We start from the raw sequence: 17386 nt of genomic DNA on the forward strand, positions 1-17386 counted from the left end.
ATATACTGTTTTTATTTCCAACTTATAACCATTTTTTAGAAAAAACAGAGGAAGATTTTCCTTCCTCTGTTTCTGTTTATCAATCGACTATCTGAGCGGATGTAGGAGCACCAAGGTTCTTCACTGTCAGGTCAAGAGAACCGGAATAGTGTATGGTCGCCACTTTGGAACCCTGCAGTATGGTGTTGCCGACGGTCTCCACTCCGTTGGGAATGTTGATTTCGGTCAGAGAATTCATCCAGCTGAATGCTCTGTCTCCGATTTCCTTGACGGTCTCGGGAAGCACTATCTTTGTTATATTTGACATTCTGGAGAATGCGGATTCCTTTATAATCTCCGTCTTCTCGGGAATAACAAACTCGCCGGTGAAGCCGCTGCAGCCATAGAAGGCATTGGCTCCGATTACTTTAATATTCGCGGCTCCATCAATTTTGTTCAACCTGGTTGCACCAGAGAATGCATAGTTGCCGATTTCTGTAAATCTGTCATCAATGGTAATGCTTTCAATGTTCGTAAGATTGGCAAATGCGTATGCGGGAACACTCGTCAATTCAGGGTTGGAATAGTCAAGAGTTGTAAGCTTATTTGCTCTCAGCCAGGTATTATTTGTAAGTGTAATATTTTTGCTTTGAACCTGGACTGTATCTATTGTAGAACTATCTATTATATTCGAACCCAGCTTTTCGACATTTTCAAGTATTACAAGCGATGTCAATTTGCAGCCAGCGAATGCATAGTCTCCAATCTCTTTAACGGTTCTCGGATAAGAATAGGTAGTCATCTTGGTGGCACCATAAAATGCTTTTGCGGGAAGCTTTGTAAGGCTTGAATTCGTGTATTTAATGGTAGTGCCTTTATATTCGGTGAACGGACCGTAGTAGCCATTAAATACCACATCGTCTCCGGTCCGCATTTCAACGGGTGCTGTAATTCCGGAGAATACATATTGTCCGATGCTCTTAACGCTTTCAGGGACAATTATTGTGTCGGTTATACCAGTGCAGCTTTCAAATGCTGAAGCACCAATACTCTTCACAGTATCAGGAATCGTAATTGCTGTAAGGCCTCTGCAGCTTTCAAATGCTGAAGCACCAATACTTTCAATACCCGTCAAATCAATGCTTGTAAGAGAAACGCAATTTGCGAATGCATAGTCTCCAATCTCTTTAACGGTCTCCGGGTAGGAATAGGTAGTCATCTTTGTAGCACCATAAAATGCTTTTGCGGGAAGCTTTGTAAGGCTTGAATTCGTGTATTTAATGGTAGTGCCTTTATATTCGGTGAACGGACCGTAGTAGCCATTAAATACCACATCGTCTCCGGTCCGCATTTCAACTTCATTAAGATTAGGGAAGAAGGCTGATGCAAATGACGATTCGCCGACCTTTTCAATATTTTTGGTAATAGTTATTTTTCTTACATTATCGGCGACCACGCGATTAGTTGCCGTATAAAATTTTACGGGAACACCGTCGATAGAAGCAGGGGTCGTGATGCTCGAAAGGTTCTTGCCATACTCGGTAAGTCCGTTCAAAGTGATAAACTGCTCACCAGACTCGGTGTTTGAAGTAAGGGTATATTCCCAAACCTCGTTTGTAAGTTTCTCGTTGACGATATTGCTCAAGGTTTTGTCAGCTTTCCCATTGTTAAGTATCTTATCAACGGTATCTTTTGGAATGTCAATATCAGCTTTGGGGTTCTGGTCCTTGATTTTGTCCAAATCAACATTAGATACATCCTTACCGTCTATCTTGGAAGGAATATCTATTTTGTCCTGTAATACTCCAGTTCCAGTCAGACCGCTAATGGTAATGGTCCCATCCTCGTTCTCGGTCCACTCAAAGATATCGTCAGCGGTTCCCTTGTCCATTTCCTTTTCACCGTTAGATATCGTGTAGTCAGGACCTTTACTGCCTTCATTTTTGGAAAGAACAGTGTCAATGGTATTGCCATTGCTCAATTCAGTAGATGTCTTAACCATCAAGTCCCAGCCGCCAGCCGTATTCCTATGCTGCTTCGCTTCGACAATAACATCCATTTTCAACATCGCAAGTTGGAACTTATTGCCCGATGCTGCCTTGAAGATAAGGGCATAGGCCCTGTCCTTCGTGGTAGGTATCTCGCCGCTCTCGTCTGTTTCTATCTCTCTTTCACCGTCTCCGCCTCCAGAGAGAACAAAATCAGGACGAACATAGGTAATAACATTGTCTTTCAGACTCTTGATGTCCAAAGGCTGCTTGTCCGCTTTCGGCATCCAGCCCTGGCCCTCTACCTCTTCCACATCTGCTGCGTCGTAAATCTCAAACTCTGATTGTGTGTCAGACAGATTAAGGGGTTGTCCATCTTTGTCGTAGACGGTAAGAACAATGGTCTCTCTTACATCGATGCTCTTGTTTCCAAGAGAAGAAATCGTGTAGGTAATGTCTCTCTTATCGCCTGGGTTCATAATGTCTTTGCCTTGGGCATCCGTTAATTTGATGCCGTTTTTGCTTAGTCCTATCATCACGGTTCCTGCGTCGCCGCTGGTCTGTATCTCTTCCCTGTCGGTGAAGAATGCCAACATAGAAAAGGTGGAATACATCAGAGACGCAATCATCGCAAGAATAAGGACGATAGAAATAGGTCTTTTGATTTTTGACTTATTCATACGAAAATCATTCCTCCTTATAAAGATTTATATTAAAATATACTGTTGTTTTACTCAAATTATAACCGTATTTCACGAAAAAATTATTGTTCGGCAATTATAATTTCACATTGTTTTTTGTAGGCAGGGAACCTCTTCAGCCATACATAATGAATAGCCATAAAACTAAATGCCAGAGAACAGAGAACCAGATACTCACTCATACCCAGACCCGCAATTAATACCGAAGATGTATTGATGACACAGTGTAGAAGAATGGAATTCATCAGATTGTAATTGCTCTTCTCATACACATAACCAAAGGCCATACCAAGAATAAAGGTATATACGCCCTGGATGATATTCCCGTGGGCCAGACCGAACAATATGGCCTGGATGTAGATAGCACCTCTGGGATACACGGTTTTGAATGTCCTCATCAGTCCATAACGGAAGCAAATTTCTTCGATGATAGGACCCGCTATGCCGCAAGACAGAACCGCAAACCATAGATTTCCGCTGGTCGCTATTCCCGTGGAACTTGACAGGGACGATACCCACGCTTCAGGAAGAATAGGCATCAGTATATTCATCAGGAATGAAATCGTCATGTTCAGGAACAGCCCGAATGCGATAATTTCCAGGGTATAGGATGTATTTTGAATGGGCATCTTTGACCCGTTCTTTCTCTTTGTTATGAACGCGGAACAGAGAAGAATAAGAAGCATAGGCACAAGAGATACCACAAGGGCATACTGTGATAAGCTGCTCATCATAGACATATACCCTCTTCCCAATTCGGAAGCGTAGTCAATATACTGACCGGCATTGGCATAGTCCATTATGGGTTCAAGCACAGACAGAAAATAGGACGCAAAGCCAGGGATGTGATAAATACTGAACCAAATCACACCAATAAGGGAAAGGAACTCAACGAACAGGAACACACCCAACCAAAGTGTTGCCTTCGTATAAGTCTTTAAAAACTTCTTCATCTTAATAATACCTCCTGTATCTTCGGGGACTTTCATCTATACCGAACAAGCGGTAAAGCCCTTTTGAAATAAGATAGAACAGTGTTATACACACAATAAGCGGAATGACCATAAAGTAAATTTCATAGGTATAATCGCCAGGTAGTGTGCTTGCGATAGAACACCAAATCTCATTCCATTTCTGCGAAAGCACATTCTGAACATATGTAAGCATCATCATCAACTCTGCCATAGGTTTTCACCTCACACATAGAATATTGGAAGATAAACGGTTTTCCGTTTCTCATCTCTTCTAATATAATATATTAATTAAAATATAAAAATATAACTTGTTTTGGCCTGATTTTTTAAAAAGTTCATAATTAATTAATATATAAATGGGGCAAAAAAATATACGAAAAGACCACCCGAATTTGCCAGGTGGTCCTTTCGCCTTTTTATATTTTATGGAGGGGGTGGCTGGCTTGCTATCGCCAAACACATTATATACTATGCCGCTTGGACAAAAAATATAACCGTTTTTTCAAAAAATTTTTGAAAATATTTTTTTAGTGGATGAATCGAATGCGGAATGGGTTCATATCTTCCTTTTTGGGTTCGACTCTATTTGCCACACTATTCGTTGGCTGAAAGAATACCGTCATACTTCAATACCCCTGGTCAAACGCTTTTTTGTTATAATAATTAAATTATAGCAGTAATATATAATATAAACCAAAATAAATATTTTTTTATGTGAGGTGTTTTAATATGATGAAAATAATTAAAGAAAATGAAAATTCATATAAGGCCATATATTCAGATAAAAATGGGGTAAAAACTCAAATGTTTGATAGGCAGACATTAGAGAGTTGCCTTCGCACAGGGCTATATTCTGTCAGAGACCTTGATACTGTCCTTAAAAACGACAAAGGGCTTGTGATGAAAAGTCTTGAATATAGCCCCAAAAATCTTCATTGGGCCAGCAAGGCATTGAGAGATGATAAGGATGTGGTAATGGAAGCGGTTGGTCGTAAAGAGTTTGGGTGCGACAATCCTAATATGCCAGAGACTTTGAAGTGGGCAAGCGATAGACCGAAAGACGATAAAGAAGTGGTAATGGCAGCTATCGATAATCCGAACTTTCAGGGTTCAGAGGCTTTTGAGTATGCCAGCGACAAATTAAGGGACGATAAGGACTTTGTGTGTGAATTACTCAAAAACCGCAAAAGTATTTTTGAGTATGTTTCTGACCGTCTAAAAGATAATGAAGATGTGGTCAGAGCGGCAGCATATTGTGATAGAAATTTCTGGCTTGAATATGCCTCTGACCGTTTAAAAGATGACAAAGAAATAGTTCTGGCAGCAGTTAAGCAAAACTGCTATAACTTAGAATTTGCTTCAGACCGTCTGAAAAACGATTATGATTTTATCAAAGAAGCATATATGGCAAACCCCAATATATTTAACAGGCAATACGATTTCTCTTCTACATTCGTAAAGGAAAGCATTACCAAAATACATAGAGAACTAACAGAAGAGAAGAAGCCCTCTCTTTCTTCCGTGCTTGGCAAGGCAGAAAAGGCTTCCCAGGAACACAATAGCAAATTAAATACACAGTCCAGGGATGATAAGGACCTTGAGAAATAAGAGAAGACCAGGTAATTTCTACCTGGTCTTATTATTTTGTATTTATTTTTCCCCTTTTTGATTTCTCTTCTCAACGAAGCGTTTTCCGTCTATCCAGGCACTATATATCCAGAGTGCCGTTGTTGCTATCCATATAAGCAGGAATATTGGTGCGGCACCGATAAAGTCCCCCCGTGCTATGCCTATGACCAGATAGCAGGGGAAGAACCACGCTCTCAGTATTGTTATAAGCCAGCGGCAGAAAGTATCACTCTTCCCGTCTAACAGTTCTGGTTTAAAATCAAAGACGGTAGCAACAAATATAGGGGCTATTGCTACAAGTATCAGGATAATGTTTTTCAGCATTCGTTTTCACCCCCTTTGCTTTACGCATAGCAGCCAACAAGAAAATCGAAGGCATCTTCGGTTATGTAGGCATTTATTCTCGGGTAGCCAAGGTTCCTGTAGAACCTGGTCAGTAATTCGATAAATGATTGTCTGTCCTGCCTGGTCCCATCGTCGATGTAGAAATCGCGGTATTCGTCATCTTCGTCATCGTCGCCGTAGCCGCTATACTGTTCCTTTGCGGCATAGTCGCAGTAGTGTTGTATGTCATCTACCTCATCATCGGATACAAGTTTTGCGGTATCAACTTTCGCTGCTTCCTCATCCTCCAGGTAATCAAGGCACAGATTGTTTTCGTCGTAGGCATCATAAATTTTGTATAAGTTTTTCATTTGTTTTATCCCCCAAATATAAAAAGTATTTTTCTCATTACCCCTTTCGTGTATCTCTACTATATTTTACTTTTCTAATCACTGAAATATAACTGTTTTTCAGTAAAAAATATAACTTTTTTGTATATTTTTTTGCTCTACCGGTCCTCACCGAACCAACCCATTTCGCAGCATTCTCTTCCATTCCGCTCATCCCATCCAGTCCAGTCCATCCATCCATCCCATTTCGCTTCATCTTGCCAGACTGACTCGTTTCGCAACATTTCTATTCCATTCATCCTCTTTTGCGTCTAATTCCATTCTGTTCGTTTTTTGCGTTCAATGACATTCATTTTTCCTATTTCCATTCAATTTTTACTGTTCGTCTTTCTGCTTAATGCTATTCATCTTCTGTGCGTGTGCTTTTTCTTCGTTTTCGGTAAATGATTCGTTTCGCGTATTAATGTTTCCATTCATCTTTTGCGTTCAATTTTATCTTGTTCGTATATTTTAATTCCATTCGACTCGCACCCGCCAGGGTGCTCCTGTGCGTCTATCGAAAATTGGCTTATCCTGTCGAAAATTAAAATCAGTCTCAAATAAATGAGAGTATCATATTTTTTGTGCTAATTTCTATGCTGAAAATTTTTCAAAAAATCAATTCCCTAAATAGAAAATATACCCTATACATACCTTTAGACTATAAGGTATATTCTACACTCACACTATCCTTAATAGAAATACCCCTAAACATACATTAGTATATAAGGGGTTTAAGCTATCATTAATATATAAAATAATAATTTATTAATGTATGCGAAATTTTAAAAAATATTCCATCAATTTTCAAAAAACTTGTTCTACCCCAAAAAAGACACAAAAAAGAAGAGAACCGAAGTCCTCTTCTTCTATGCTCTTGTCAGATTACGGCGTGGCCGGTGCGACAGTATTGCTCGAAAGGCTTCCTGCGGTCTCAAGGGTATTGATTGTGTTGCTGGCCTGGTTCGTCTTATTCACCACCATTTTCCCGAAAGCGATAAGGGCAACGCCCATTATGATAGCAACGGCAATACCGATAATTGTTTCGACGGAAGGACCGCCTTGCTCACCTGAAAGGGCAATTTTCATACGATTAATCATTGTTAATCATACCTCCTATATGTAGATTTATAATATATACTATGATGATAATTAAAAAATTATAACCAAAAATCAGCAAATTTTATAATATCCAATAATCAGTTGATGCCCGAATACCTTGGTATCTAAGGCTTTATCCTTTCAAACCTTCAAAATAGGCTAAAACCTTGACCGAGAAAATCTCCATTTTTCCCCTTAAAATTAAGCAAAGACCTGTCATCACGACAGGTCTTTTGTATTTGGGTTAAGTATTTTTTGATAAAACTTCTTCTATAGAGATAGGTATAGAGTACTGCAAACGGCAGACCACCCACCAAAGTCATAATCAAAGCAACACCTTGAACGGTATAATATCAGTGAGGGATTTGAGTTAATCTAATATACAAGTAATCAGGGACAGTCCTTTTTGTTGAGGACTGCCCCTTTCTGTTTTTCGGTGTCTAAAGCACTCAAAATTTATAACTCAAACCTTCTATTTATAACATTTAGAAGAATGTTTAGGAGGTTATACAGATGCAAATTGATTTAAGACATATGGACTGTTTTGAATACTTAAAACTACTAGAATCCAACTCTGTTGATTTGGTGTTGATTGACCCACCATACGAGGTAAGCCGTGAAACAAACTTCCAATCGGGTGAAGCTACTGGTAAAGATACGGATAGATTTAGGGTGAGCATGGATTTTGGAGATTGGGATAATGGATTTACTGGACTAGATATAGTAATCAAAGAATGCTATCGAGTTCTCAAAAAAGGTGGAACAATGATTTGTTTCTATGACCTTTGGAAATTGACCACTCTTAAAGAGTATTTTGAACAGGCAAAATTTAAGCAAATACGTTTTATTGAATGGATTAAGACAAATCCAGTGCCACTAAATAGCAAAACTAACTATCTTACTAATTCTAGAGAGATAGCAGTAGTTGGTGTTAAGGGTGGAAAACCTATTTTTAACTCAGAATACGATAATGGGGTTTATAGATACCCTATCTGTCACGACAAGGGCAGATTTCATCCTACACAAAAACCTTTGGCACTAATCGAAGAGTTGATACTTAAACATTCTAAGAAAGATGATGTCGTTCTTGATTGTTTCTCTGGAAGTGGAACAACTGCTGTTGCTGCTTCAAACCAAGAAAGAAACTTCAAGGGATGTGAATTATCCAAAGAATACTACGACAAATCAATAAAAAGACTTATAGATATAGGGGTGATGAAGGATGGAGATGACAAGTGAAGAATTAAGTAAAAAGATTGAGCAAATGCTACAAAAAGAAAAAGCTTCTGATGTTTTTGAATTTATAAAGACATCACATCAAAAAGATAAACTTGAAAATTCAACATTAGCATTATTGTTTTTAGCATATATAGATACTATTGGCTGGGAGAATGAAGACGAAGGAATTTCTCCTGTTGTTCTTATGGACGATTTGTGTAAAATCAATGTACATTTTAGACCAACTAACGGAAATCAATGGGCAAGGTCACACGAAGGGCCAATCGGCAAAAAATATGTTATAGACAGAAAAAGGAAAGGCAACAAAGCATACAGTATCCAATTAGTTGGCTTTGAAAATAGTCTTAAAGGAGCAAGAAGTATCAATAAGGACATCTATGATACTATAAGAAAACGAAGGTGTGCCGTTTTAGATACATCCACACAAATTGAAGTAGACCACAAAAACGGCAGATATGATGATGAAAGAGTTGCAGATACAAAAACTCAAAGATTAGATGATTTCCAGCCACTACATAAATCAGTTAATGATGCTAAACGACAGCATTGCAAGAATTGTATTCAAAACAAGAAAAGATACGATGCTAAAAGATTAGGATATAAGGAAGGTTGGATATATGGTGATGAGGATGACCTTATCTGTAAAGGCTGTTATTGGTATGACCCAAAAGAGTTTAATAAGACAATCTCAAAAGACTTTATCAAAGAAGATACAGACAGTGAAAATATAGAGAGCCAGGAGTAACGAATACTCTTGGCTCTCTTTCGGTTTTAACAGGCATAACCCCTGTCGTTGATTGCTTGTAGGTCTTCTTCACTAATGCTATAGTGCCTGTCTTCACTAATCAGAAGAAGAATATCATCACCAATAGTAGGTTGTTTCAATAACTCACTAACCTTGCTATACCTAGCCCACTTATGAGGAATCTTATACTTGCTACACAACTTTTCCAATTTGTAGTTAGGAAGGTTCAAAAGGTACTCCTTCTTCTCAAAGCTGATAACACGGTCTTCTTCGTCATACTTGAAATAAGGATTGCCAGTCAGCTTTCTCATTTCAGCAGTCTTAGCTTTAAGCATAGCCATATACTTGTCAGAAGCCATAGGAAAGGCTATAACAGCCCCTTTAATGTCAGTAGTGGTGTAAGTAGTCTTGCCCTTCAAAATGTCAATAAGAATAGCCTCAGCATCTTTACGGCTACTAGGATAATGACCATTATTAACCTTCCAGTTTCTAATGAAAGTGTAGAATCCAACATAATCAGCCAGATACTTAGTTGATACACTCTTGCTGTTATACTCAATATAACGTTTTAACTCACTATGGAACTGATTGACCCTTGCCAGAGACAGACTATTAGCATTCTTGATACCAAAGAATTCCTTATAGGTAAGGTCTTCACGATTGACAATATAATCAATAAGACGTTCATTATACAGTTTAGTAAGGATTTTGGTGTTGTTTTCTTCGGTAATCTTAGCAGTAGCAGGATTAGACCAGTCAGGAGTTTCATAACCAGCCTTTTGAATAGTGGTTAAGTAGTTAGACGGCTTCACATACAGGGGAATATCTTTAACGGAGCAGTAGTCTTTATAGACGGTATTACCATCACTACAAATATAGGAAGGGTTATCAAGATAACTATCAAACAGGTCAGTAAAGGTTTCTACGGTCAATTTACCAAGCCCAACAACATGAAATACACAATAGCCCTTCAAATCAGTAGCCACGACCACATTAGCAAATTCATTACCCATAACACCATATTTGGAAGGTCTTCTACCATAACGAGGTTTTCTGTCTTCACTCTTAATGGTAGAAGTTAGGTTTCGACTGCCCTTTTGACTTTCACGGAAGAAGGTTTCATCAATCTGAACGATACCACTAAGTTTAGGCATAGGAATCTTAGCCAGAGAATGAATGATTTTATGTCTCCACAGGAATACAGTCTTGTAGTTAAGACCAGTCAAGCCGAAGTCTTTAACTAGAATTTCCTGTATATGTTCCATAGGGATGTTATTAAGAGTCAATTCAACGACCTTAACCCAAATATCCCAATGGTATTTAGTCTTCTCTAAGATAGTGCCAGTAAAGAGAGTAAAGGTTTTGCCACAGTCTTTACACTTGAAACGTTTGATATTGCCATTACTGCCATAACCGACAACGGAGATACTACCACAAGCAGGACAGCAGGAATTGATACCATTAGCAATCAATCTGTTCTGGAGGTCATCAGTGATGAGTTTATTTTTAGCAGAGTCTATATCAATGCCAGTAGCCACAGAATAGGCATTCAGCATAGTCAATATTTCACTTAAAGAAAGAGAATTAAGTTTCTTCTGTAAATCAGAAGTAGTAATTTTTTTTGCCATATTCTATTCTCCTTTGTACTTTTCTTTTGTACTTTTATTATAGAATATGACCTGTCCCATTAAACGGACTCTAAGCCTTTGCAGGTGAAGGTAAGCATAAAAAATAGGCATATTTAACCCCTGCAAGAGCCAAATACACCTATTAAGCACTAAATACAACCTTGATTTACTTATTTCTACCCATATTTTGAATAATACCTTCATCAACTACTAAATGGATATTATAAAGCAAATTTTCAATAAAATTTATTAAAATGGCAGGGCCAAAAGCCCTGCCTCATCTGTTCCTAATCATATTTTCCATTAGTTTATAGCCTATTCTTTCCTGATACAGTCTCTTTATCTCGTCTTGGCCCATAGACATTATTCTCTCTATCAGTCCGTCGATAGTCTTTGATATGCCCAATTCCTCTGTATTATTCTGTAGGTCTTTCAATACATTTAAAAAGTATTCTTTGTCTGGCTTCTTAAAGAAGTAGTTCAGTAATTCCACTTCCTCTATGCCAAATGGGACCGCGTATTCGGCATCCTCTTCATCAGTATGCCTTGCCGCCTTGGAATACAGGGCTGGCAGCAGGTCCAGGAAGAGAGTATATATTCCTGCTTGAATAGCACCTATGGTATTCCTCATCTCATTCTCATCTTTAATGCTGACCAGACTCGTAAGAGATACAAGGCTGCTGTTCAGTCCCAATTTTTCCGCTGCTGCGTAAGTAATGGCCTGGGTCTCGAACTCTGAATAGTTATCTCTGGAACGGATAAGTTCCCTTAACAGTATGATGTTTTCCCTGTCTATCGAAAGGCCTTTCTTGATGACAATGGCATTTTTCCATTCGTTAAAATACCCTGTTTCGCCGTATTTAATCAATTCGTCTTCGTCGGCTCCTGCTCTTATGATGCTGTATTCGCAAATTTCCCGAATAGCTGAAAACAGGACAGTGGGGATATTCCGTTCCCCTGACCTCATCAGGTATAGGGGCTGTCCGTCTGTCTGTTCGATGTCAAAGCAATGTATTTCCCTGTATTTAAGTTCGTCATCCTCTTTTGCCGGTATTATCAGGGTTATTGGTTTCTCGTCGTTTCTGGGTCTTCGGTTGAAATGCTTTTCCCACGCTTTTTCTTCCAATAATTGTGTGGCTCTGGGGTTCTGCCTCTTTATTAACAGGCAGTTTTCAGGGCTGAAATTATAGAACTGCCCAACGATAGACAGATATCTTTTCATATCTTCTCTGTTCTTCAGGGCAAGGATATCTTCTTTTTCTATCATCTGACACACCTCCTGTTTATTAGTGTTCTATATATTTTACTGTTTTTCTCGATAAAAAATAACTGAAAAAGAGAAAATTTTTCCGATTTCGGTTATAAAAATTATTATTATGGCATAGTGTTAAATAGGACCAAGGAAATAATTACCTAAAAAGTGAGGTGATAGGGATGAGACCCATAAAGGATGAGAAAAGGGCATTGAAGATGATACAGGACGATGCCAGCAATCTTATGTCCGTTGCGGACAGTCTGAAATACGATTACAGGTTCATAAGGAAAGCGTATTGGGCCAACCCCCGTATCGCTTTTCAGGTATTCCACGATGCCATTGATGGCCTTATATGGAAGGCGGCATTAGAAACGGAAGGAATTGAATATAATTCGCCTTTCTGTATTATCGATGTAAAATAGGCTCAAACATTTTTTCAAAAAATTTTTCAAAAAATAGTTATATTTTTGCGTCTTCAACAGTAGTATATATTAAGAAGTCCCGAAAAGGACTATCTGAATATTTTTATATAGGAGTTGATTTTAGTATGTCCAAGAATTCTAACAAGAAGGGAACACTGGCTATCGTCCTCGTTCTCGCAATGGCCTGTACGGCTATCTTCAGTTCTTTCGCTTACTTTACTGACCGTGAGACCGCTCAGGTAGAAGGTAAGGCTGGTACTGTAGATATCGCTCTTACTTCCAATGTCGCTTTGGTCGATGAGGATGGTAAGAACATCCTGAACCCTGGTGATAAGAGAACTGCTGCTTTCACCGTTTCCAACGAAGGCAACAAGTCTGTTGATGTCCGTGAGACTATCATCCTTACCTCCAGCGTTGCTATGACCGAAGTTGAAGACCAGGCCGAGTTTGAGGTTTATGCCAAAAACGACATTACCTGTGATGAGAACAAGGGCTGTGTTGCCAACGCTGGTGCTAAGCCCCTTGGTTCTGGAACCGCTAATCGTGAGTTGTCCGCTGACGGTAAGAAAATCACCTATAAGATTGATGGTATTACCCTTGATGGTAAGTCCGTCCTTGGTGATTACACCGACGCTGAGTTGGATGTCGGCACTGATGCTACTACCGCTAAGACTTCCAGCGAGGGCGATTATGTTATCGTCTTCCGTGGAACCTCCGGCAATGCCTTCCAGGGTGCTACTCTGACTGTTGATGTCCTTGCCGAAGCCAAACAGCATCGTAATACCCAGGCTGGTTGGGACATCGTTGCTCAGGAATCCTACACCTTTGCTGGCAATGACATCCAGGCCGTTCCTGCCAAGTAATTTGGAACATAGTTAAAGAAAGAAGAGACCAGAAATGGCCTCTTCTTTTTATGCCTTGTATTCCGCTGGAATGTCGGTTATAATAACTACGCATACCACCTATTTTACAGAAAGGGTTGGCAAATATGAACAAAAATGAATTTAAAGGGTTTTTGAGAGATTATTTGGGGAAAGCAAAAAAAGATTTCGATATTGAGTATGGTGATGTTGGTTCCTATAGCGTCTATCTTGGCTTTCGTTTATTTTTTGAAGGGGAAAATTATGCCGACCTCGCAAAAAAAGTCTTTGATGATGAACGCTTGGCTCTTGATGTAATAAAATATAACCCTGAAAGAATTGCCGAACCTGGCAGTATCAACTCCAAATTTCAGGATGACAAAAAGTTTATTGAAAAAGCAGTTTATTACAATTATGAAGCATTATCCTATGTAGATAAAAAATACCGCAACAGTAAGTCCTTAATAAGAAGGCTTGTAAAAAGTAGTGGTGGGGCTGCTTTTGAATACGCTTCCGATGAGTTGAAAAGAGATGCCACATTTGTTAAACTTTTGCTCAATACTCCTCGCCGTGGTGCTAACTGTTATTGGGAAAAGATATCTGACAGGACCCCAATAGCAAAGAAAATTGTATCTTTTATGTCTCCCGAATTATTAAAAGACAAAGATGTTGTCCTTGATATTGTTCCTTATTTTGTGCCAGATGGCATAGATGCGTCTTTGCTGGAAGACGAAGATTTTATGGTCAAGGCAACTGGTTTTAATGATAGAATGATAGACCTCATTCCTGCTAAGTTTAGGGGCAATAAGGATTTCTTCCTGAAAATTTCCGAATCGTTTCCAGGCAAGATATTTTTCTCTAATGAATATGTGAAAGAACTTCTTAAAGATAGAGATTTTGCTTTTGGACTGGTTGAAACCAATCACGAAAATCTCTGGGATATGCCAAAAAAATATTACGATGATGAAGATATCGTATTGGAAGCGATGAAGACTGACCTTACCGCTTTAAGGGATGCTTCCAGCAGATTGAAAAACGACAAGGAATTCATGTTGGCAGCTATTAGAGAAGAAGCTGATGCCTTCCAGTATGCTTCTGCCAAATTGAGAAATGATAAAGAAGTGGTAATGGCAGCTATCGATAAGGATACAGAATTGGCTCGATGCATCGGGAAAAAACTCGCAGACGATGATTATTTTATTTACGATTTGATTAAGAAAAACCCACCCAGTATTCAATATGCCTCCGACCGTCTGAGAGATGATTTCGATATGGTAATGGAAGCGGTTAAACGAATGAATTTTTGCGATTGTTATTTTTTGAATTCAATTTCTGACCGTCTGAAAGATGATGAAGATATTATCACCGAAGCAATGAAAAGAGATGGACACGCTCTGGAATACGCTTCCGACCGCCTGAAAGAAGTTCTAAAACAGTAATATTAACATTTTCTATAGCCAAATAACTACCAAAAGAGAGGGACGATTGTCCCTCTCTTTTTTTTGCTATTTTTTTCAGAAAAACAGTTATATTTTTTGATTTCCATTAATAAAATATAATATAAAGTAATTAATAAATAACTCAATCGGGGGTGTCTGTAATGGAACTCAAACAGAAAAATGATGCTGTAAAAGCGGTCAGTAAAAATGGACTGAAACTTGGAACAATGGACGAAGTATATAGAGATGATGCCGAAGTGGTAATGGCTGCTGTCAAAAATAATGGAATGTCCCTTAAATATGCTTCTAATAGATTGCGTAGGGTCAGAAATATCGTCTTTACTGCTATCTATCAGAACCCGTATGCCATACAGTATGCCGGTCCTGAGATATTGTCTGATAGGGAAATTGTAATGGAAGCGGTAAAAAGGAACGGTGCGGTCATTCGCTGCCTGGGGCAGTATTCTAACGATGACCAGATGATATGGATGTCTTGTATCACTTTCCCCTATGCCCTGGAATATGCCTCTGATAACTTCCTTAAAAACAGAGATGATGTAGAAATAGCGGTCAGTTTAAACCCTGCTGTGATAAGACACATTCCATCCTATTGTAAGTGGAAGAAGACCATCCTTGAAAACCGGTATAAGAAAGATGAGTATATTCCTCTGGGCAAAAGCTGGGATGAAGTGTTTGGGAATGACGAAGAGACAGAAGCCAATCTTCCGTTCGGGTTCTCTCTTCCCGAATATGCTGAACTCGAAAACCTTGAAATTAAAAATGGGGGTGTTTGTGTATGAATGATAAATACGATGAATTCCTCGAGCGTGTAAAAAAGGACTGGCACAGTATCGAATGTGCTGGGTCCTATGCCAATAATGTAGATATCGCAATGGCGGCGGTCGAACAAAACGGCCTCGCTCTTCGGTATGCTGGTCCGAAAGTCAAGGATACTCTTTCGGTAGTCCTTACTGCTGTCAAGAATAAGGGGCTTGCTCTTCAATATGCTTCAGAAACTATGCGTAGCAATAGGCTTGTGGTGCTCATGGCTGTCAGGCAGGATGGACGGGCTATTAAATATGCTTCCGATTGGCTGAAAGCAGACACATCTATAATGATGGAAGCGGTAAAGAATGACGGAACGGCAATAGAAGTTCTTGAAGAAGACTGCTGTGCTGAACATCGGCACAACAAGCAGCTAATTCTTCTGGCTATCAAAACAAACCCGAACGCCATTGGCTATGCCGACTTTGAACTAAAACACGATTATGAGTTTATGAAAAAGGCGTATCTTACAAACCCAGAAATAGTGGATGCTTTTACTCTTCGCTCTCGTGAAAGGACTTTCCTTAAACGCGATGTCTTCAATCGAATGGTCGAAGAAGGTGTTGTCCCATTCTATGAACTGGTCAATACAGACGAATACGAACTTATCAAACAAGCAGAAAGTGAACGGACAGTTCCTAAGAACGACGAAGATGACGCACGGTTCAGGCAAATGCGAAAGGATGCCCGTCAAACACAATAATGTGATATTCAAACGCTGAAAACCGTAGTATGTAATATAGATTAATTAATCAATACTGGAGGTCTTTAATATGAACGAACAGGACTGGAACAAAATAATTAACTATAAAGCCGAATGGAATCGGCTGCTTGATGACCTGGAAGCGGGGAAGATATACCCGTTCAATATTTCATCGGAACTGAAAGGCAATAAAGAATTCATCTCTATGGCAATAGACAGGAACCCATATAATTTCAGTCTTGCCGATTTCAATTTAAGGGATGATGCCGAACTCGCTCATAAGGCGTATAGCAAGGACCCAAACACGATAGTCTATGCGTCCCAGAGAATACAAAAGGAAACTCTCGGCAGGGTTGCTACGCACGATGATAAGATTGCTGTTGGAAGCGGTCTAAAACCCTTTGGCGAACATCGCAAGGAACCTGGAGTCCCTGGCTTTAAGAAAGGAATGTCAATAAATGAATTTCTTGATACATATACCAAGAGGGCCGAAGTCCATAATCTTTCGGTGAAGTTAAGCGGCAAGGATGATAAGGGTTATGAAAGGTAAGACTCTTTCGATTTCGGTTTCATCAGAATTATGCGTTATAGTAAAAGAAGGGGGTGTTTCAAATGAAAGGTAGAAAGTCCCTGCTGGAAGCGATAAGCACGAATTACAGAGTATTTAAATCTGTCCCTGACAAACTGAAACAGGATATAAGATTTGTCAGGTCCGCGTATTATGCTAATAGTAAGATAGCTACTTTATACAGAGAATGTTCCTGTCCCGAAGATGAGAAAGTAAGAGCATTGATTAAACAGGTCCAGGAAGAAAACAAACGACAAAAATAAGGGGGAATTAAATATGACCGTCTGCGAAGCAAGGATGGCGGTCAGAGAGAACGGAAAAGAACTTAGAAATGTTGGACTATACCAGGACAATGAAGATGTCGTATTGGAAGCGGTCAGGCAATTTGGCTGTGCCCTGAAATACGCAAGCGATAGATTAAAAGGCGATAAGAGAATCGTTCTGGAAGCCGTTAAGCAGGACCCGTATGCTATACACTATGCGGATATACGGTTTTACGGCGATGTGGATGTGATGACTGAAGCAGTTAAACAAAGACCGCCGCTTCTCTCTTATGCCCATCCTGCTATTCGATTTATAGTTAAAAAGAAGACGGAATGACCGTCTTATTTATTTTT

The 17386-nt window shown here is 39.3% G+C and carries 17 protein-coding genes; 10 read left to right on the forward strand and 7 right to left on the reverse strand.

Annotation, left to right across the window (positions count from 1 at the left end; all coding sequences use genetic code 11):
- Window positions 1–79 precede the first annotated feature (79 nt).
- Window positions 80–2647 carry a leucine-rich repeat domain-containing protein gene (locus KQI17_RS07010; protein ID WP_216495479.1) on the reverse strand — a complete coding sequence of 856 codons (2568 nt, stop codon included), beginning with the start codon at window positions 2645–2647 and terminating at the stop codon, window positions 80–82.
- 83 nt (window positions 2648–2730) lie between these two features.
- The gene (locus tag KQI17_RS07015) at window positions 2731–3621 is read right to left on the reverse strand and encodes a CPBP family intramembrane glutamic endopeptidase (protein ID WP_216495480.1); all 891 of its coding nucleotides are present in this window, start codon (window positions 3619–3621) and stop codon (window positions 2731–2733) included.
- A gap of 750 nt (window positions 3622–4371) precedes the next feature.
- On the opposite strand from KQI17_RS07015, the gene KQI17_RS07020 reads away from it, so the two are divergent.
- A complete protein-coding gene (locus KQI17_RS07020; protein WP_216495481.1) occupies window positions 4372–5250 on the forward strand; it encodes a DUF4116 domain-containing protein in 879 nt (292 codons plus the stop codon).
- 42 nt (window positions 5251–5292) lie between these two features.
- On the opposite strand, the gene KQI17_RS07025 is transcribed toward KQI17_RS07020, so the two are convergent.
- The 3 genes from KQI17_RS07025 to KQI17_RS07035 form a co-directional block, all read right to left on the reverse strand.
- Window positions 5293–5595 (reverse strand): hypothetical protein, encoded by a 303-nt coding sequence (locus KQI17_RS07025; RefSeq protein ID WP_216495482.1) that lies wholly within the window; start codon window positions 5593–5595, stop codon window positions 5293–5295.
- Window positions 5596–5615: 20 nt separating this feature from the next.
- Window positions 5616–5966 (reverse strand): hypothetical protein, encoded by a 351-nt coding sequence (locus KQI17_RS07030; RefSeq protein ID WP_216495483.1) that lies wholly within the window; start codon window positions 5964–5966, stop codon window positions 5616–5618.
- 903 nt (window positions 5967–6869) lie between these two features.
- On the reverse strand, window positions 6870–7085 hold the full coding sequence (locus KQI17_RS07035) for a hypothetical protein (protein WP_216495484.1): 216 nt from the start codon (window positions 7083–7085) through the stop codon (window positions 6870–6872).
- Between the two features lie 513 nt (window positions 7086–7598).
- Between KQI17_RS07035 and KQI17_RS07040 the strand changes: the two genes are divergently transcribed.
- Window positions 7599–8324, forward strand: a complete 726-nt coding sequence (locus tag KQI17_RS07040) for a site-specific DNA-methyltransferase (protein WP_216495485.1) — start codon at window positions 7599–7601, stop codon at window positions 8322–8324.
- Window positions 8308–9069 carry a hypothetical protein gene (locus tag KQI17_RS07045; RefSeq protein ID WP_216495486.1) on the forward strand — a complete coding sequence of 254 codons (762 nt, stop codon included), beginning with the start codon at window positions 8308–8310 and terminating at the stop codon, window positions 9067–9069. Before KQI17_RS07040 ends, KQI17_RS07045 begins: the two co-directional genes overlap by 17 nt.
- A gap of 26 nt (window positions 9070–9095) precedes the next feature.
- Here KQI17_RS07045 and KQI17_RS07050 read toward each other — a convergent pair whose 3' ends face one another.
- Window positions 9096–10697, reverse strand: coding sequence for a hypothetical protein (locus KQI17_RS07050; RefSeq protein ID WP_216495487.1), 1602 nt, complete (start codon window positions 10695–10697; stop codon window positions 9096–9098).
- Between the two features lie 277 nt (window positions 10698–10974).
- Window positions 10975–11964 (reverse strand): hypothetical protein, encoded by a 990-nt coding sequence (locus tag KQI17_RS07055; RefSeq protein WP_216495488.1) that lies wholly within the window; start codon window positions 11962–11964, stop codon window positions 10975–10977.
- 167 nt (window positions 11965–12131) lie between these two features.
- Between KQI17_RS07055 and KQI17_RS07060 the strand changes: the two genes are divergently transcribed.
- The 7 genes from KQI17_RS07060 to KQI17_RS07090 all read left to right on the forward strand — a co-directional run bounded on the left by KQI17_RS07060 (window position 12132) and on the right by KQI17_RS07090 (window position 17369).
- The gene (locus KQI17_RS07060) at window positions 12132–12374 is read left to right on the forward strand and encodes a hypothetical protein (RefSeq protein WP_216495489.1); all 243 of its coding nucleotides are present in this window, start codon (window positions 12132–12134) and stop codon (window positions 12372–12374) included.
- Window positions 12375–12499: 125 nt separating this feature from the next.
- Complete coding sequence (locus KQI17_RS07065; protein WP_216495490.1) at window positions 12500–13237, forward strand: M73 family metallopeptidase; 738 nt, start codon at window positions 12500–12502, stop codon at window positions 13235–13237.
- A gap of 125 nt (window positions 13238–13362) precedes the next feature.
- Entirely contained in the window at window positions 13363–14673 is a 1311-nt protein-coding gene (locus tag KQI17_RS07070; RefSeq protein WP_216495491.1) for a DUF4116 domain-containing protein, read from the forward strand.
- 161 nt (window positions 14674–14834) lie between these two features.
- Window positions 14835–15473: a DUF4116 domain-containing protein gene (locus tag KQI17_RS07075; protein WP_216495492.1), complete on the forward strand. Its 639-nt coding sequence runs from the start codon at window positions 14835–14837 to the stop codon at window positions 15471–15473.
- Entirely contained in the window at window positions 15470–16201 is a 732-nt protein-coding gene (locus KQI17_RS07080) for a DUF4116 domain-containing protein (RefSeq protein WP_216495493.1), read from the forward strand. The genes KQI17_RS07075 and KQI17_RS07080 overlap by 4 nt, the downstream gene beginning before the upstream one ends.
- Before the next feature lie 70 nt (window positions 16202–16271).
- On the forward strand, window positions 16272–16751 hold the full coding sequence (locus KQI17_RS07085; RefSeq protein WP_216495494.1) for a DUF4116 domain-containing protein: 480 nt from the start codon (window positions 16272–16274) through the stop codon (window positions 16749–16751).
- Between the two features lie 294 nt (window positions 16752–17045).
- On the forward strand, window positions 17046–17369 hold the full coding sequence (locus KQI17_RS07090) for a DUF4116 domain-containing protein (protein ID WP_216495495.1): 324 nt from the start codon (window positions 17046–17048) through the stop codon (window positions 17367–17369).
- Window positions 17370–17386: the final 17 nt, after the last annotated feature.

This window comes from Oscillibacter sp. MSJ-31 (assembly GCF_018918025.1).
Lineage (GTDB): Bacteria > Bacillota > Clostridia > Oscillospirales > Oscillospiraceae > Hominicoprocola.

Excerpts from the sequence above, each read along its gene's own strand:
- KQI17_RS07010 (WP_216495479.1), bottom strand. The coding sequence starts at position 2,647 with ATGAATAAGTCAAAAATCAAAAGACCTATTTCTATCGTCCTTATTCTT.
- KQI17_RS07015 (WP_216495480.1), bottom strand. The coding sequence starts at position 3,621 with ATGAAGAAGTTTTTAAAGACTTATACGAAGGCAACACTTTGGTTGGGT.
- KQI17_RS07020 (WP_216495481.1), top strand. The coding sequence starts at position 4,372 with ATGATGAAAATAATTAAAGAAAATGAAAATTCATATAAGGCCATATAT.
- KQI17_RS07025 (WP_216495482.1), bottom strand. The coding sequence starts at position 5,595 with ATGCTGAAAAACATTATCCTGATACTTGTAGCAATAGCCCCTATATTT.
- KQI17_RS07030 (WP_216495483.1), bottom strand. The coding sequence starts at position 5,966 with ATGAAAAACTTATACAAAATTTATGATGCCTACGACGAAAACAATCTG.
- KQI17_RS07035 (WP_216495484.1), bottom strand. The coding sequence starts at position 7,085 with ATGATTAATCGTATGAAAATTGCCCTTTCAGGTGAGCAAGGCGGTCCT.
- KQI17_RS07040 (WP_216495485.1), top strand. The coding sequence starts at position 7,599 with ATGCAAATTGATTTAAGACATATGGACTGTTTTGAATACTTAAAACTA.
- KQI17_RS07045 (WP_216495486.1), top strand. The coding sequence starts at position 8,308 with ATGGAGATGACAAGTGAAGAATTAAGTAAAAAGATTGAGCAAATGCTA.
- KQI17_RS07050 (WP_216495487.1), bottom strand. The coding sequence starts at position 10,697 with ATGGCAAAAAAAATTACTACTTCTGATTTACAGAAGAAACTTAATTCT.
- KQI17_RS07055 (WP_216495488.1), bottom strand. The coding sequence starts at position 11,964 with ATGATAGAAAAAGAAGATATCCTTGCCCTGAAGAACAGAGAAGATATG.
- KQI17_RS07060 (WP_216495489.1), top strand. The coding sequence starts at position 12,132 with ATGAGACCCATAAAGGATGAGAAAAGGGCATTGAAGATGATACAGGAC.
- KQI17_RS07065 (WP_216495490.1), top strand. The coding sequence starts at position 12,500 with ATGTCCAAGAATTCTAACAAGAAGGGAACACTGGCTATCGTCCTCGTT.
- KQI17_RS07070 (WP_216495491.1), top strand. The coding sequence starts at position 13,363 with ATGAACAAAAATGAATTTAAAGGGTTTTTGAGAGATTATTTGGGGAAA.
- KQI17_RS07075 (WP_216495492.1), top strand. The coding sequence starts at position 14,835 with ATGGAACTCAAACAGAAAAATGATGCTGTAAAAGCGGTCAGTAAAAAT.
- KQI17_RS07080 (WP_216495493.1), top strand. The coding sequence starts at position 15,470 with ATGAATGATAAATACGATGAATTCCTCGAGCGTGTAAAAAAGGACTGG.
- KQI17_RS07085 (WP_216495494.1), top strand. The coding sequence starts at position 16,272 with ATGAACGAACAGGACTGGAACAAAATAATTAACTATAAAGCCGAATGG.
- KQI17_RS07090 (WP_216495495.1), top strand. The coding sequence starts at position 17,046 with ATGACCGTCTGCGAAGCAAGGATGGCGGTCAGAGAGAACGGAAAAGAA.